We start from the raw sequence: 15201 nt of genomic DNA, 5'->3' as shown, positions 1-15201 counted from the left end.
GGCGGGCTTCTATGGTCTTTGACGGCCACTTCGATGCATGTGATCAACATCCGAGCAATGCACCGAACAACGCGAACCACGCCATGACCCGTATCCCGCCTGCCATCATCGCCGACCTTCCCGCACTCACGGCGTTGCGGCGGGATCTTCATGCCCATCCGGAGCTTGGCTTCGAAGAGACGCGGACCAGCGCCATTGTCGCCGAGATGCTGGCGGAGGAAGGCATTCAGGTGCACCGGGGCCTTGGGGGGACGGGGGTCGTCGGCACGCTTCAGGTGGGGAACGGAACGCGGCGGATCGGGCTGCGCGCGGATATGGATGCACTGGCGATGCCGGAAACGGTGGCGCGGTCCTACCAGTCCACGGTGCCGGGAAAGATGCATGCCTGCGGACATGACGGGCACACCACCATGCTTCTGGGGGCGGCGCGTCATCTGGCCCGTGCGCGCAACTTTTCCGGGACCGTCCATTTCATCTTCCAGCCTGCGGAGGAGGGGCGCGGCGGCGCGAGGAAGATGGTCGAGGACGGGCTGTTCGAGCAGTTTCCGTGCGATGCCGTGTACGGCCTTCACAACATGCCGGGATTGAGTGTGGACGAGATTGCCGTAGTGGAGGGGCCGCAACTGGCCTCCTCCGACAGCTGGCGGCTGACCTTCAGGGGTGTCGGCACTCACGGCGCCAAGCCGCATCTCGGGCGTGACCCGATCACGGCTGCCGGCACTTTTCTGGCCGCGTTGCAGACGATTCCCGGCCGGGTGGTGGACCCGCTGCAGCCGGCGGTGGTCAGCGCCTGTTCGCTGCAGGCTGGCGACCCGCGGGCGCTCAACGTGATCCCCGACGTTGTGGAGATCGGCGGCACCGCGCGCGCCTATACGCCCGAAGTGCGCGACCAGCTGGAGGCCGAGATCGGCCGGCTGGCCCGCGGCACGGCGGAGATGTTCGGCATTGAAGCCGAATACGATTTCATCCGCCGAATTGCGCCCGTGGTGAACGATGCGGATGCCACCGCCCGCGCAATGAAGGCGGCAGAGGCGGTGGTGGGCGACAAGGTCGCGCGCCGCTTTCCGCCATCAACGGCCGGAGACGATTTCTCGGTTTTCGCAGGTGAGGCGCCGGGGTGCTACATCTGGCTTGGCAACGGTCCGGCGGTCGACGGCGCGCTCCATCACAACACCGGCTATGATTTCAACGATGACGCCATTGCCACAGGGGCGGCCTACTGGAGCGCGCTGGTGGAAGGCGAGCTGGCGGCCGATCAGCCGGGCTGACCGGAGAGAACGGGGCTTTCCATGAGGCGGCCGGCGCCGATGTCGGCAATGCCCCGATCAGTCTGGTGGGGGCCGGCGTTGCAGGCAAGCGTTGCGCCGAAACAGGCCTTGAAGACGCGCAAGGGCGGCGCCCAGTCGGCAATTGCGTCCACCGCCGTGCGGATCGCGCGGAACCCTTCGGCCACACCGGCGAGCGGCTGGTCGGAGACGAGACCGCACAAGGGAAGCGGCAGCACCGCCGTCACCTTGCCATCTGATGCGACAGCCATGCCGCCGCCGGCGGCAATCACCGCGTTGGCGGCGGCGGCAAGGTCCGCGGCACTCCCGCCAAAAATCGTAAGGTTGTGGCTGTCGTGGGAGACGGTGGTGGCGAACGCGCCGCGCCATGTGCCCCAGCCTTCCAGAAAGCCGACGCGGGGGCGGCCATCTGCCCGTCCATGGCGGTGAACGACGGCAATCAGTGCCGTTCCCGCAGGCGGAACGATGCAGCCGTCCACCACGTCCGCATCAAGCTTGCCCCATTGCGTGAAGCGCGGCTGGGCGATGGTGGCGATCCGCGCCCGGTCGCCATCGGCCTTCACCTCGAAATCGGCGGGGGTGAACGGAGCAAGCTTCATTGTGTCCAGAAGCGGCGCCGGATCGTGCTCCGGCAACGCGGCGGTGATGCGGCCGTCTGCTGCGACGGGCACGCCGTCCGCCAGCACGTGCGCAGCGCTGAACGCCTCCAGGTCGCGGAAGACCGCAATGTCGGCGCGGCGGCCGGGCGCGATGAGGCCGAGATCAGGGCGGTTGATGGCAACGGCCGCATTGTAGGTGGCAGCACGCAGCGCCCATTCGGCCCGCATGCCGTGGCGCGTCAGATGACGCAGCACGTTGTCGAGCCCACCGTGCGCGGCCAGATCGTCCGGAAAGGTATCGTCGGTGCACAGGGTCAGCGTCGGCGGGAGGTGGCCAAGGGCGATCAGAGCCTGCGCAAACTCGGCCAGCAGGTGCGGATGCGAGCCGCGCAGTTCGATAGTGAGGCCCGCCGTCAGCTTTTCCAGGAGATCGTCGGCAGAGGTCAGCTCGTGGTCGGAGCTGATGCCGGCGGCCATGAAGGCGTTGAGATCGGCGCCGGTGAGGCCGCGCGCATGGCCGCGCACCAGCTTGCCGGACGCCAGCGCCGCATTGACGATGGCGGTCATGCGCGGGTCCCCGTCGATCACCGGGCGCATGGTCATCACCTCGGCAAGGCCGGCGATCTCCGGCCACGCCAGAAGCTCGGCGATTGTGGCGGCGTCAAAATCCGCGCCGGCGCATTCGAGGCCCGGCGCGGAAGGGACGCACGACGGGGCAAGGGTGAGGAAGCGCAGCGGCAGGTTCTTTGCAGCCTCCACCGCCCACCGCACGCCCGCAACGCCGCACACGTTGCCGAACTCGTGCGGGTCCCACACCGCGGTGGTCACGCCGCGGGGCAGGACAGCCCCGGCATAGGCTGCGGGAGTCACCATCGAGCTTTCCACATGCATGTGCGTGTCGATGAGGCCGGGCGACACGAAGTGGCGTGCTGCGTCGATGGTCCGGTGCGCGTCCTGCCTTGTGCCGCGCGGGTGAACGCTGGCGATGAGCGGGCCGACGAGGCCGACGTCGGCGTCCCTATGCGCGCCGGTCACCATGTCGATCAATGTGCCGCCCGCAATGAGGATATCGAACGGCGCATCGCCGCGTGCAGCCTTTACCGCGCGGGCGCGCAGGTCAGGCGCGTCGAGGTCGCTGGCGGGGCGGGGCGGGGTCATCGGGCGGCAGCTTCGAGGGCGGCGAGCACCAGCGCGCGGGCGGCCGGAGCGTCGATGGCGGTGGCAACTTCGGCGTTGGCGTTCGCGGGGGTGCGCCGGTCCACCACGGTGCGGCCGCGGGTGTGGGTGCCGGCAAGCTCCATTGCAATGTGCGCCGGCGTGAAGGTGACGAGATCCGGCCGCACCACGGCAATGGCGGCAGCGGCATCGTAAAGGGCCATCTCGTGCCGGCCGCGGGAGATGGCAATGTCGATGAAGGCGCCGAACATGCCCGCCAGCGCCTCCGCGTTGGGGCCGCCGGCGCCGAGCACCGGCGCCACGTCGGCGGGGGTGGCGGTGACCTGTCGGCAAAGGTCGAGGTCGACCATTTTGAGGGGGAGGCGGTGACCGAGGACGATGGCAACGGCCTCCGGGTCGGCGAACGCATTGAACTCGGCCGAGGCGGTGTGGTTGCCTGCGGTGACGCCGCCGCCCATCCACACCAGCGATGTGATGCGCGCGGCAAGGTCCGGCCGTGCCAGCGCCAGCGCGGCGATGTTGGTGAGCGGCCCCAGCGCCAGAACCGTGTGCGGCCCCGGGCCGGAGAGCCAGTCACAAAGCGCGGAAAACGCATCGCCGGTGGGGTGCGGACCGGGCGGCAGCGGCGGCCCGCTGGACAAGATGCCGCTGTCGCCAAGCACCCGCTGTGCGGTTTCGGCCGTGCCGAGCACCGAGGCCGCACGGCCGATATAGACCGGAGCGCCAAGCCCGAAGGCGGCCACGGCGCTGGCGGCGTTCTCGGCCACATGGTCGATGGTGCTGTTGCCGAACACCAGCGAGATGCCGTCCACCGGCGTTCCGGTGTGCGCCACGATGAGGAGCGCCAGCAGGTCGTCGAACCCGGCGTCGGTGTCGATCCACAGGTCCATCAGGTGCGCGCCAGGGGAGCCGCGCGGTCGACCGGCAGGTCGAAGGCGACGGTGGCGCCGGGCGCGTGGGCCGGCAGCGCGGCATCGGCCTCGGCCTTGATGGTGCCGAGCGGCGAGGCGATGAGATATTCGCGGCTGCGGCCTGCGAACGAACCGCCCATCACCTGCCCCTCGAACGGGCCTTCGCCGAGCGTCACCATGCCCGGACGCCAGGCAAGGCCCGCAGCGCCCGGCGGCACGGGGCCGGATACCGGCACGGCGCCCGCATCGGTGACGAGCTCGCCATCGCGCACCGCAAACACGTTCTCGAAGCCCACAAAGTCGGCGACGAAGGCGGAGGCGGGGCGGTTGTAGAGGTCTTCGGGCGTGCCGATCTGCTCGATGGCGCCATTCAGCATCACGATGATCCGGTCCGCCAGCGCCAGCGCCTCGGCCTGGTCGTGGGTGACGAAGATCATGGTGGTGCCGGTCTCGCGCTGGACGCGCTGGAGCTCGGTGCGCATTTCGAGGCGGAGGCGCGCGTCGAGGTTGGAGAGGGGCTCGTCGAGGAGGAGCACTTTGGGCTGCATCACCATCGCTCTGGCAAGGGCGACGCGCTGCTGCTGGCCGCCGGAGAGTTCGGCCGGGCGCCGCGCCGCGTATTCGGACAGGCCGACGGACGCAAGACCCTCGGCCACGCGGCGCTCCAGGTCAGCCGAGGGCGTGCGCTTGAGCTTGAGGCCGAACGCCACGTTCTCGAACACGTTGAGGTGCGGGAATAGGGCGTAGGACTGGAACACCAGCCCCACCGCGCGCCGGTTGGCGGCAACCCGCGTGATGTCCGCGCCATCGAGCCGGATGCGCCCGCCGGCAGGCTTCAGCAGGCCCGCGATGGCGCGCATGGTCGTGGTCTTGCCGCAGCCGGAGGGGCCAAGAAGGGTGACGAGCTCGCCATTGTCGATGGCAAGGTCGAGGTCCTTCACGGCGACCGTGTCGCCATAGGCAAGGGTGAGCTTTTCCAGCGAAAGGTACGCATCAGACATAGCGGGAGAACCCCAGAAAACGCTCGGCGAGAAAGACGATGCCAACAGACATGAACGCCAGCAGCGAGGAAAGCGCCGCGATGGACGGGTCGTAGGTGATTTCCATGTAGCCCAGCATGTCGATGGGGAGGGTGCGCACGCCGGGCCCGGTGAGGAACAGTGAGACCGGCACCTGGTTGAAGCTGGTCACGAAGCCCAGAATGAAGGCCGCGAGAATGCCGCCGCGGATGTTGGGAAGCACCACGCGGATGAAGGCCCCCACCGGCGAGCAGCCGAGCAGCACGGCCGCTTCCTCGATGTCGACGCGCAGATTGTTGAGGCTCGCCGACACCACCCGCACCGCATAGGGGAGCACCAGCGCGGTGTGCGCGAGGAACAGCGCCGGCAGCACCTCCACGCCGAGCGGCACGACGAAGTAGCGCAGCAGCGCAAGGCCGACGATCAGCCCCGGCACGATGATCGGCGAGGAGACGATGAGCCGTGCCGTCTCCGCGCCCGGCAGCTTGTAGCGCGACAGCGCATAGGCGGCCGGCACGCCGAGGATCAGCGCCAGCAGCGTGCCGAACACGGCGAGGATGATGGAGATCGCGAAACTGTCGCGAAAGCTCTCGATCTCGAAGACCTTGATGATCCAGCGCAGCGAGAACCCTTGCGGCGGGAACGCCAGCGTCTCCCCGGCGGAGAACGACGCGGCGACGATGACGATGAACGGCCCGATCAGGAACGCCAGCACCAGAGCCAGGATGATGGGGTTGGCAAGGCGCAGGTTCATCGCTTGTTTCTCGCGGTGGCAAGGCGGCGCAGGAGAAGGTTGGCGGCAAAGCTCATCACGACGAGGATCAGCGCGATGACGCTGGCCGAGATCAGGTCGTTGGCGATGGTGACACGCTGGTAGAGGAGCGTTTCCAGCATCAAGACCTTGGAGCCGCCGAGGATGGCGGGGGTGATGTAGGCCGTCAGCGAACCGGTGAAGACGAGCGTGCCGCCGATCACCAGCCCCTCGCGCGTGAGCGGCAGGATCACCTTCCAGAACACCTGGAACCAGTTGGCGCCAAGGACGCGAGCGGCCTGCACGGTGTCTTCGGGCAGGTTTTCCAGCGCGCTGATGAGGGAGATGATCATGAGCGGCAGGAAGAGTTGCAGGAGGCCGATGAAGACGGCGGTTTCGGTGAAGAGGAAGCGGATCGGCTCGTCGCTGATGCCGAGCGCCACCAGCGCCTTGTTGAAGATGCCGGTGCGGCCGAGGATCACGATCCACGCATAGGTGCGCGCAACGGGCGAGATCATCAGCGGCAAAACGACGAGGCCGACCATGCGGCCCTTGGCCGTGGGCGGCAGGCTGACGATGGCGAACGCCGCCGCATAGCCGATGATGGCAGCCGTGAGCGTGACCAGCGCGCCGAGCTTCAACGTGCGCAGAAAGACGGTGCGGTTGATGGATTTGGAGAAAAAGTCGACGTAGTTGGCGAAAAACCAGCCGTCGCCGGTCTTGAACCCCTCCGCCAGCAGGATGGCGACGGGGACGAGAAACACCGCCCCCGCGAAAACCACCGCTGGCAGGACGAGGGCGTAGCCCGCGGTGCGGTTCTGGAACATGAAAAGCCGGACGCTTGTGGGGAAACGAAATGCGCCGGGCGGATGAGGCCCGGCGCGGGTGTTACTGGCCGACCGTCTCGTTCCACTCGGCGAGCCACTCTTCGCGGTGGTCGAGTGCAACGTCGGACGGGATCAGCTTGAGGCTGTCTGCGGTTTCTGCGCCATAGGTGAGATTGGCCGCAACCTCGTCGGACACCACCACGTCCTTGTTGGCGGGGCTGTCGATCAGCGCTTCGGCAAGGGCCGTCTGGATCTCGGTGGACAGCCAGAAGTCCATGAACTCCATGGCGAGATCCTGATTTTCGCTGCCCTTGGTCATCACCATCACGTTGAGGCCGCCGGTCTGCCCTTCTTTCGGCTCGGCCCATTCAATGGGCAGGCCCATTTTCGTGAACCGCTCCCAGGCGAAGCGGCCGATGGGGGCGGCCCAGATTTCTTCCTGCTGCATCAGCGTCGCCAGCTGCGAGGAGCGGACATAGAAGGTGACGATCTCGTCCCGGTGCTCGCCGATGGCGGCGATGGGGGCCTCCAGCGTCGGCGAATCCTCGCCCATGGCAAGGCCGAGCATGTAGAGCGCCGGCGGGCCCTGGTTGGTGGTCACGTTGGGGAACGCGACGCGGCCGGCCAGGTCATCGCCCAGAAGGTCGGCCCAGCTTTCGATGCTCACCTTGTCGGAGCGGTAGGCGATGGAGGTGGCATAAAGGGTGTAGCCGACGCTCATGCCATCGCCGTTGGGGTCTTTGGCGATGTCATAGAGCTTGTCGTAATTTTCGAGGTCATCGAATTCGATGGGCGCGAGCAGGCCCTTGCGGGCGCCGGCCAGCGCATCGGCCATGGACATGACCGCCATGTCGATGACGGGCTTGTCCTGATTGGCTTCCATCTTGGCCAGCCGCTCCACGCTGTTGCCGGTCTCGACGACAATCTCGCAGCCGCATTTTGCCTCGAACGGGTCGTAGACCAGTTTCTTGAAGGCGTCCTGCGCGAAGGCATAGACGGAGATGGTGAGGGTCCGGTCCTGTGCGCTGGCTGGGGCAATGCCGATGATTGCGGCAATGCACGAGGCCAAAATCATTCTCTTCATGTCGGCCGATCCTGTTTTGATAGGGGCAACGTGTTCGGCCATGCGGCCACGATGCGGCGCACGATAGCGCGCCGTGTCCGCCGCGAAAAGGCATGGTTCGTGCCATCCCACAAGGCGCGCGAGGGTTGCCGCCGTGCAAGCTACATCCAAGCTACGGGTGTTTTGTTGTGCCTTCCTAATGGGGAGTACATTGCGATGAACCTCGATTCGCACATCGGCCGTTTCGAATCATCGTGGGATCCGTTCCGCATTCCGGAAGAGCTTTGCCCGCGTCTGACGACGCTGTTCGGCATTCTCGCGATCGTTCTCGGCGTTGCCAACCTCGTTCTCGGCTGGGGCCTTGGCATGGACGCATTCAAGCGCGGGCTGGGTGGCCTTTCGGCGATGGTGCCGTGCACGGGCATCATCCTGATCGCCGCTGCGACAGCGCTCCTTGCGGTCCCCCAATCCGCCGCGTGGGCGAAGCGTTGCGCACGGGTCTTGGCCGCCTTGGTTGCGGCAATTGCGGCGGCCAACCTTGTCGTGCGCCTTGTCCTCGACAGCCAGGGTATCGACCATTTCATCATGCCCGAGGTGATCGGGGCCGATGGGTTTTCCTATTCGACGTCGTTCAACGCGATGGTCGTCACCGGCTGCCTCCTGCTCATCCAGCAGACTGAGGAGCGCTCGATTCTTGTCTTCAACACCATCGCAACGTTCGGCCTGCTTCTGAACGGCGTGATCCTGTTCGCCTATGTCTGCGATCCGCAGTCTGTTTATCAGATCTGGTTCTTCTCTACCGCGTCGGTCTTCACGTCGGTCGGCTTTGCGGTGATCTTTCTGGCATTTCTGGTCTATCGGCCCCACACCAGCTGGGTCCGGCATTTCAGCGACAGTGGGATCGGCAGCATCGGCGCCCGCCGGCTGTTTCCGCTGGTGGTGCTGATGCCGCTTCTCATCTGTTACGGCCTTGTCAGCCTGCAGCTCAGCGGGTCGATCACCGCTACGTTCGGCTATTGCGTGGTTGCGATCGTGATGATCACGGTGGCGGGCTTTGCCATTTTCCGAAATGCAGCGCTTGAGAACGAAGACCAGCAGCGTATCAACGAATACATCGCGGAGCTGCAACGCTCCAACGAGGACAAGGGCGTCCTGATTGCCGAGGTCTACCACCGGGTCAAGAACAACCTCCAGCAGGTTGCCGCCATCATCGACTTCGAGCGCCGCGGTCTGGAAGATGAATACAGCCGCGAGCGCCTTGCCGGCATTCTTGGCCGGGTGAAAACCATTGCATTCGTGCACCAGCTGCTGATCGGCGCGGGCACACCCTCCCACGTCGACATGGAAGATTTTCTGTCCCAGGTGACAGAAGGCCTTTCAAGCGGCTTCGACCTGGAAAAGCGCGGAATCGCGCTGACGCTGGAAGCGGCGCCGGTCGAGCTTTCCATTGATGCGGCCGTGCCGGTCGGCCTCCTCGTCAACGAGCTTGTCACCAACTCCATCAAGCACGCCTTCCCTGACAAGGGCGGCGAGATTGCCGTCACCTACCGCGACGACGGCGACAGGGTTATCTTGCGGGTGACAGACAGCGGTGACGGCTACGAGGAAAAACAGCAGAACCAGGGCATCGGCAGCATGATAATCCAGGGTTTTGTCCGCCAGCTGCGCGGCCAGATGAAAGCAAGCACAGCAGACGGCTCCGACATCACTATCGAATTCAAACCGAAATTCCGCGCAAAGAAGGTCTGAACAATGGCAGATGCTGCAAACCTTTCTGTCATCATTGTGGATGACGAGTTTCTTATCGCGCGCATGATGCAATATGCCTGCGAAGACATTGGAATGAACGTGTTGTGTCTCTGCCATGGTGCGCAGGAAGCGATCGACGCGCTGACCGAGCACAAGCCAGATGTCGTGCTGCTCGACGTGCGGCTCGACGATACGCTCGATGGCGTCGACGTTGCGCAGCGGATCGTGGCGGCGCAGCTTGGCACGAAGATAATCTTCGCCACCGGTTCCACCGAACCGCAGACCACGGCGCGGATGCGCGCGGTTGGCCCGCACGCCATCCTCAACAAGCCGATTTATGGCGAGATGGTCTGTGAGGCGGTGCTCCACGGCAAGAGCAGCTATCTTGCCATGCACGAAAACACGGCAAGGCCCGGCAACGAAAGCGACATGACAATTTAAGGGGAGTGCTCAAGCGGCAGACCATCCAGCGTCCGCCTTGGTGGCGAAATTGGCATGGAGTGGTCGGAGTGGGAGGATTCGAACCTCCGACCCCCTCGTCCCGAACGAGGTGCGCTACCAGGCTGCGCTACACTCCGCCGCTTGCGTCGCGGTGATGTAACCGCTGACGCCGCGGACCACAAGGGGTTAAACGCGCTCGATCTTGAGTGGCTGCGCACCTTCCCACAGGGTTTTGGTGCCGAGGGCATAAAGGTTCTCAAGGCCGCCGGTGATCGTGAGGAAGTGATTGCCCGCCAGCTGCCCCATTTTGCAGGCAAACTGCACGCCGCTGTAGGCCAGCAGGATCTCGGTTTCGGAGATGCCGCCGGGGTAGAGGATCATGTGGCCGGGCGCGGGATAGCTGGTATGATTCTCATAACCGACGCCAAAGTCGCGCTCGCCGAGCGGCACCCACACGCCTTCGCCGGACCAGCGCACATGCACCACCTGGCTCTCGAACGGCATCGCCTTGAGAAACGCCTCGACGGTCTTGGGCGCAAGCTCGTCCTCGAGCTGGGCATCGAACGTGAACGGGCCTGCGGTGACTTTGACGGGAATGGGCATTGGGACGCTCCGGATTGGTGGGTCCGCCCCCTCTAGCGCGCTTTGCCGGCGGAGGAAATCTACGCGGGCGGGAGGCCGTGCTGCGCCGCGTGGGCGGCCAGCACGATGCCGCTGGTTGTCGCCACGTTGAGGCTGTCGAACCCCGGCGCGATGGCGATGGAGAGCGGGGTTGCAGCCGCAATCAGCGTATCCGGCAACCCCGGCCCCTCGGTGCCCAGCAGGAAGGCCGCGCGGGGGGCAAGCGCCGTCTCGTGCAGCGCGGCGGGGGCGGCGGGGGTCAGCGCGTACGGGGTGATGCCGGCGGCGGCGAGGGCGGCCAGCAGCGCCGCGACATCGGCGGTGCGCAGCGTCGGCACGATCAGCGGGGCGCCGACGCCGACGCGGATCGCCTTGCGGTAGAACGGGTTGGCGGTGGTCGCGTCGATCGCCACGGCAGAGGCGCCGAACGCGGCGGCGTTGCGGTAGATGCCGCCCACATTGTCGTGGTTGGAAAGGCCGACCAGCACCGGCAGCCGCAGCGGCCCGGCGGGGAGGGCGGCAACGTCAACGGCCGGGGGAATGCGCCCGGCCGCCAGAATGCCGCGGTGAAGGTGGTAGCCCGCAATCCGGTCCAGCACCCCTTGCGGCGCCACGTAGAGCGGTGCGTTGCCGCGGGATGCCAGCACCGGCAGCCGGGGCACGCGGCCTTCCTCGATGAGGATCGCATCGGTGACGAGCGCCGAGTTGAGGAGGACGGTGAGCACCGTCGCCCCTTCCGCGATGAACACACCGTCGCGGCCGATCCTGTCGCGCTCCTGCAGCGCGGTGAAGACGGCGATCCGCGGGTCGTCTGCGTCGGAGATGAGGATTGGATCGAGAGGCGGCACGGGTCAGCCGCCTTCCATCTCTTCGCGCTTCATCTCCACCTCCAGCCAGCGCTCCTCGGCGGCGGCCTTCTCGGCCTCGAGCTTCGCGATGTCGGCGGTCAGCTTGTCGAACCGCTTCGGGTTCTTCGCGTAGAGCTTGGGGTCGGCGAGCTCGTTGCCGAGCTTTGCGACCTCGCGCTCGATCTCCTGCACCCGGCCCGGCAGGGTTTCGAGGTCGTGCTTTTCGCGAAAGGAGAGCTTGCCCTTGTTTTTGGACGGCTTGGCGGGTTCGGCCCTCGTCTTCTTGCTTCGGGAGCTTGGCGCGGGGCCGTCGCCCACCGGCGGCAGGCCGCGCTGGGTCACCATGTCGGAATAGCCGCCGGGGTACTCGCCCCACTGGCCGTCGCCCTCGGCCACCAGCGTGGTGGTGACGGTGCGGTCCAGAAAGTCTCGATCATGGCTGACGAGAATCAGCGTGCCGTCATAGTCGGCGATGATCTCGGCGAGGAGATCCAGCGTTTCGAGGTCGAGGTCGTTGGTGGGCTCATCCAGCACCAGAACGTTGGCCGGCATCGCGAAGGCACGGCCGAGGAGCACGCGCGCCCGCTCGCCGCCCGACAGCGCACCCACGGGGGTGTTGAACTGCTCGGGCGAGAACAGGAAGTCCTTGAGGTAGCCCGCAACGTGCTTGGTTGAATTGCCGATTGTGATCTGGTCACCGCCGGACGGGCTGATTGCCTGGCGCAGCGGCATTTCGGGGTCGAGGCCCTCGCGGGTCTGGTCGATGTAGTTGGCCTCGATGTCGGTGCCGAACTTGATCGAGCCCGAATCAGGCGCCAGACGGCCCAGCAGCAGGTTGACCAGCGTCGTCTTGCCGGCGCCGTTGGGGCCGACGAGGCCGATCTTGTCGCCGCGCATCACCGTCATCGAGAGGTCCGCGACAATGGGCCGGCCGTCATAGGCCTTGGCGATGTTCTTGGCCACGAACAGGCGCTGGCCGGAGCGGGTGGCGCCGGTGAGGCTCATGTCGGCAAGCCCGGTGGCCTGGCGCTGGTCGCGCCGCTCCTGCCGCAGCGACTGGAGCTTCCTGAGCCGCCCCATGTTGCGCTTGCGCCGGGCGGTGACGCCGTAGCGCACCCAGTCCTGCTCGGCTGCAATCTTCTTGTCGAGCTTGCGGCGCTCCTCGTCCTCGGCGTTGAGGATCTCGTCGCGCCAGTCCTCGAACTCGGTGAACCCCTTGTCCATGCGGTGGGTCTGGCCGCGGTCCAGCCACACGGTGGCAGTGGAAAGCTCCTCCAGAAAGCGCCTGTCGTGGCTGATGAGGACGAGCGCCTTGCGCCGCTCGCGCAAGGTCGCCTCCAGCCAGGCGATGGCCGCAATGTCGAGGTGGTTGGTGGGCTCGTCGAGGAGCAGCACGTCGGGGTCTGGCGCAAGGGCGTGGGCGAGCGCGGCGCGCCTCTTCTCGCCGCCGGACATGGGGGCGGGCGAGGCGTCCGGGTCGAGCTTCAGTGCCTCCAGCGCCATGATGCCGGCATAGGGGTCGTCCCCCTCGGCAAGGCCGGTGGCGACATATTCTCCGACCGTGGCAAACGCGGAAAGGTCCGGCTCCTGCGCCAGATAGCGGATCGTCGCATCCGGCGAGGCGAATCGATCGCCCGAATCAGCGTCGATCAGCCCTGCTGCAATTTTCAGGAGGGTGGATTTGCCCGAGCCGTTGCGGCCGACCAGCGCGATCCTGTCGCCGGCGGAGACCATGAGGGTCGCCTCCGACAGGAGCGGCGTGCCGCCGAAGGTGAGGGCGATGTCTTGGAGCGTGAGTAGGGGAGGTCTGGCCATGATCCGGCAAGTGGTGTGAACGGGAAGAAATGGAAGGACATTAGTCTGCGGTTAACCACGCCCGTTCACCTTTGTCCCATCGGGCAAGGGAAAACGAACATGGCGATTCATTGCGTCTTTATCAGCTCCACGACCAGAGACGGCTCTTCCATCGATGCGACGCTCCGTCAGCGCTTCTCGGAGGTCTACCGCGTGGGCGTCGAGTTCTGGCTGGTGGATACCGCGCACGATGCGGACTACGTGGCAACCTCCATGCGGTCGATCATTTCGGGCCGGGACAAGCTTTTCGTTGCCGCAATGACCCGTGACTTCGTTCCGGTCCTGTCGGCTGCGGCGCAGTTGTGGCTGACCGCGCCGAACCGGTCATGGCGTCTCCACGGTGATGGGTGCGGGCAGGGCGAGACCACCGATTCTCCCTTCCGCGCGGCGGCTTGAGACTTTGACTCTCGGATAATTCCTCTTGCAGGGGTGAAAAGAACCGGGGCATATCCGGTCTTCGGCCAGCCTTCAGAGCTGGCACCCAAATATTTGTCTGGGAGGACCACTATGGCTTCGATCACCACCTTCAAGCGGACGGCTGCCGCGTTCCTGATTGCAGGGACCACGGCCGTTGCAGGCCCTGCCATGGCGCAGGACGTTACGCTCCGCGTAACGCTTCAGCTGCCGCTGAAGGCGCACCTCGGGCAGAACATCGTTCTGTTCAAGGAAGAGGTGGAAAAACTCTCTGACGGCGAGATCGCCGTCGAGATCTACGACTCCGCCCAGCTTTACAAAGACAGCGAAGTGCCCGAGGCAGTCGGCTCCGGCCAGATCGAGATGGGCGTTGCCTCGCTCACCCGCTACGTGGGCGAGATCCCCGCGGTGGACGTTTTTTATCTGCCCTTCGTGTTCAACACCGAAGAAAAGGTCCGCGCCGCTGTCGCACCTGACAGCCCGGTCCGCCGCCTGATCGACGAGGCCATTGCGGAAACCGGCTCCAAGGTGCTGTGGTGGCAGGCCTATGGCTCGGTCGTGCTCCTGTCCAACGGCGAGCCGCTGGCAACGCCGGACCTGATGAAGGGCAAGAAGGCCCGCGTGTTCGGCAAGACGCTGGGCCAGTGGGTGCAGACCGTCGGCGGCGTGCCGACGCTGATTTCCGGCTCCGAGCAGTTCCTCGCCTACCAGCGCGGCACGGTCGATATCGGCATGACCGGCATCTCCGGCGTCCAGAGCCGCTCGCTCTGGGACGTGATGGACACTGTCACCAAGGTGGACGTGGCCGACATCGAGTTCATCGTCGTGATCAACCAGAATTTCTGGGAAGGCCTCACCGAACAGCAGCAGCTGTGGATCAACGAGGCGGCCGTGCGCGCCGAGGACGACGTGCGCAACCGGATGTCCGAGATCGAAGCCAAGGCCTATGCCGACTCGGTTGAAAACGGCATGACCGTTTACGAACTGTCCGACAGCGATCTCGAAGCCTGGAAGACCGCGTCTCAGCCCGTCATCGACGAATGGCTGAAGGGCGCCGGCGACCTCGGCCAGCAGGTGTACGACGCCGCGACGCAGAACTAGCGCCGCCATGCTCGGACTTCTGGGGCGGTTCACCACCGCCCTTTCCCTCCTTGCCGCATGGCTCCTGTTCGCAACAGGGGCCATGCTCACCTATGAGGTGGTGGCGCGCTATTTCTTCAACGCGCCCACCATCTGGGCAGAGGAGCTTTCGCGCCTGTGCATGATCTGGGCTGTCTTCATCGGCAGCGCCGGCTTGCTGTACGGGCGCGACCATATCCGCGTCACCGTGCTGGTGGATCAGTTCCCCGTCATCGTGCAGCGGATCTGCGAGGTGGTCAGCCTCGTCTTCGTTGCGGTGATCTCGGGCTTCGTGGCCTGGTTCGGCGCACCCGCTGCAATTAACAGCTTCGAGGTGGGCCGCACCACCGGCTCCATGCTCGACATGCCGTCATGGTGGATGCAGGCAGCCGTGCCCATCGGCTTCGCGCTGCTTTGCGTGCAGGCGCTGGCGCTGGCGGTTGCGGTCATCGCAGGGGCCGAGCGGCCCGCGGCACCGGTCTCCCATGAGGCCTGAGGTCGTCGTGGCGCGCCTTCGTTTCGT

15 protein-coding genes and 1 tRNA gene are annotated in these 15201 nt (G+C 65.9%); 6 read left to right on the top strand and 10 right to left on the bottom strand.

The window, feature by feature from the left end:
* Positions 1-83: 83 nt before the first annotated feature.
* The gene (locus tag RDV64_RS01055) at positions 84-1268 is read left to right on the top strand and encodes a M20 aminoacylase family protein (protein WP_309197440.1); all 1185 of its coding nucleotides are present in this window, start codon (positions 84-86) and stop codon (positions 1266-1268) included.
* Here RDV64_RS01055 and RDV64_RS01050 read toward each other — a convergent pair.
* From RDV64_RS01050 to RDV64_RS01025, 6 genes are all read right to left on the bottom strand, one after another.
* A complete protein-coding gene (locus RDV64_RS01050) occupies positions 1256-3043 on the bottom strand; it encodes an adenine deaminase C-terminal domain-containing protein (RefSeq protein WP_309197439.1) in 1788 nt (595 codons plus the stop codon). The two genes, RDV64_RS01055 and RDV64_RS01050, sit on opposite strands and share 13 nt — an antisense overlap.
* Positions 3040-3951 carry a nucleoside hydrolase gene (locus RDV64_RS01045; protein ID WP_309197438.1) on the bottom strand — a complete coding sequence of 304 codons (912 nt, stop codon included), beginning with the start codon at positions 3949-3951 and terminating at the stop codon, positions 3040-3042. The genes RDV64_RS01050 and RDV64_RS01045 overlap by 4 nt, the downstream gene beginning before the upstream one ends.
* A complete protein-coding gene (locus tag RDV64_RS01040; protein WP_309197437.1) occupies positions 3951-4973 on the bottom strand; it encodes an ABC transporter ATP-binding protein in 1023 nt (340 codons plus the stop codon). The genes RDV64_RS01045 and RDV64_RS01040 overlap by 1 nt, the downstream gene beginning before the upstream one ends.
* Complete coding sequence (locus tag RDV64_RS01035) at positions 4966-5745, bottom strand: ABC transporter permease (RefSeq protein ID WP_309197436.1); 780 nt, start codon at positions 5743-5745, stop codon at positions 4966-4968. Before RDV64_RS01035 ends, RDV64_RS01040 begins: the two co-directional genes overlap by 8 nt.
* Positions 5742-6569, bottom strand: a complete 828-nt coding sequence (locus RDV64_RS01030) for an ABC transporter permease (RefSeq protein WP_309197435.1) — start codon at positions 6567-6569, stop codon at positions 5742-5744. The genes RDV64_RS01035 and RDV64_RS01030 overlap by 4 nt, the downstream gene beginning before the upstream one ends.
* A gap of 61 nt (positions 6570-6630) precedes the next feature.
* Positions 6631-7653, bottom strand: a complete 1023-nt coding sequence (locus RDV64_RS01025; RefSeq protein ID WP_309197434.1) for a polyamine ABC transporter substrate-binding protein — start codon at positions 7651-7653, stop codon at positions 6631-6633.
* 195 nt (positions 7654-7848) lie between these two features.
* Between RDV64_RS01025 and RDV64_RS01020 the strand changes: the two genes are divergently transcribed.
* Positions 7849-9381, top strand: coding sequence for a sensor histidine kinase (locus RDV64_RS01020; RefSeq protein WP_309197433.1), 1533 nt, complete (start codon positions 7849-7851; stop codon positions 9379-9381).
* Positions 9382-9384: 3 nt separating this feature from the next.
* Positions 9385-9822: a response regulator gene (locus RDV64_RS01015; protein ID WP_309197432.1), complete on the top strand. Its 438-nt coding sequence runs from the start codon at positions 9385-9387 to the stop codon at positions 9820-9822.
* A 60-nt stretch (positions 9823-9882) separates the two neighbouring features.
* On the opposite strand, the gene RDV64_RS01010 is transcribed toward RDV64_RS01015, so the two are convergent.
* The 4 genes from RDV64_RS01010 to RDV64_RS00995 all read right to left on the bottom strand — a co-directional run bounded on the left by RDV64_RS01010 (position 9883) and on the right by RDV64_RS00995 (position 13106).
* A tRNA-Pro gene (locus tag RDV64_RS01010) sits at positions 9883-9959 on the bottom strand.
* A 49-nt stretch (positions 9960-10008) separates the two neighbouring features.
* On the bottom strand, positions 10009-10425 hold the full coding sequence (locus tag RDV64_RS01005; RefSeq protein WP_309197431.1) for a DUF3830 family protein: 417 nt from the start codon (positions 10423-10425) through the stop codon (positions 10009-10011).
* A 59-nt stretch (positions 10426-10484) separates the two neighbouring features.
* A complete protein-coding gene (locus RDV64_RS01000) occupies positions 10485-11291 on the bottom strand; it encodes a TrmH family RNA methyltransferase (RefSeq protein WP_309197430.1) in 807 nt (268 codons plus the stop codon).
* Between the two features lie 3 nt (positions 11292-11294).
* A complete protein-coding gene (locus RDV64_RS00995; protein WP_309197429.1) occupies positions 11295-13106 on the bottom strand; it encodes an ATP-binding cassette domain-containing protein in 1812 nt (603 codons plus the stop codon).
* A gap of 99 nt (positions 13107-13205) precedes the next feature.
* Between RDV64_RS00995 and RDV64_RS00990 the strand changes: the two genes are divergently transcribed.
* From RDV64_RS00990 to RDV64_RS00980, 3 genes are all read left to right on the top strand, one after another.
* Positions 13206-13541 (top strand): hypothetical protein, encoded by a 336-nt coding sequence (locus RDV64_RS00990; protein ID WP_309197428.1) that lies wholly within the window; start codon positions 13206-13208, stop codon positions 13539-13541.
* A gap of 111 nt (positions 13542-13652) precedes the next feature.
* Positions 13653-14660, top strand: coding sequence for a TRAP transporter substrate-binding protein DctP (gene dctP, locus RDV64_RS00985; protein WP_309197427.1), 1008 nt, complete (start codon positions 13653-13655; stop codon positions 14658-14660).
* A 7-nt stretch (positions 14661-14667) separates the two neighbouring features.
* On the top strand, positions 14668-15174 hold the full coding sequence (locus RDV64_RS00980; RefSeq protein ID WP_309197426.1) for a TRAP transporter small permease: 507 nt from the start codon (positions 14668-14670) through the stop codon (positions 15172-15174).
* Positions 15175-15201: the final 27 nt, after the last annotated feature.

Source organism: Acuticoccus sp. MNP-M23 (assembly GCF_031195445.1).
In the GTDB taxonomy this organism is placed as follows: domain Bacteria; phylum Pseudomonadota; class Alphaproteobacteria; order Rhizobiales; family Amorphaceae; genus Acuticoccus.
Note: the sequence above shows the minus strand (reverse complement) of the source record. Positions and strands in the feature narration are given on the sequence as shown.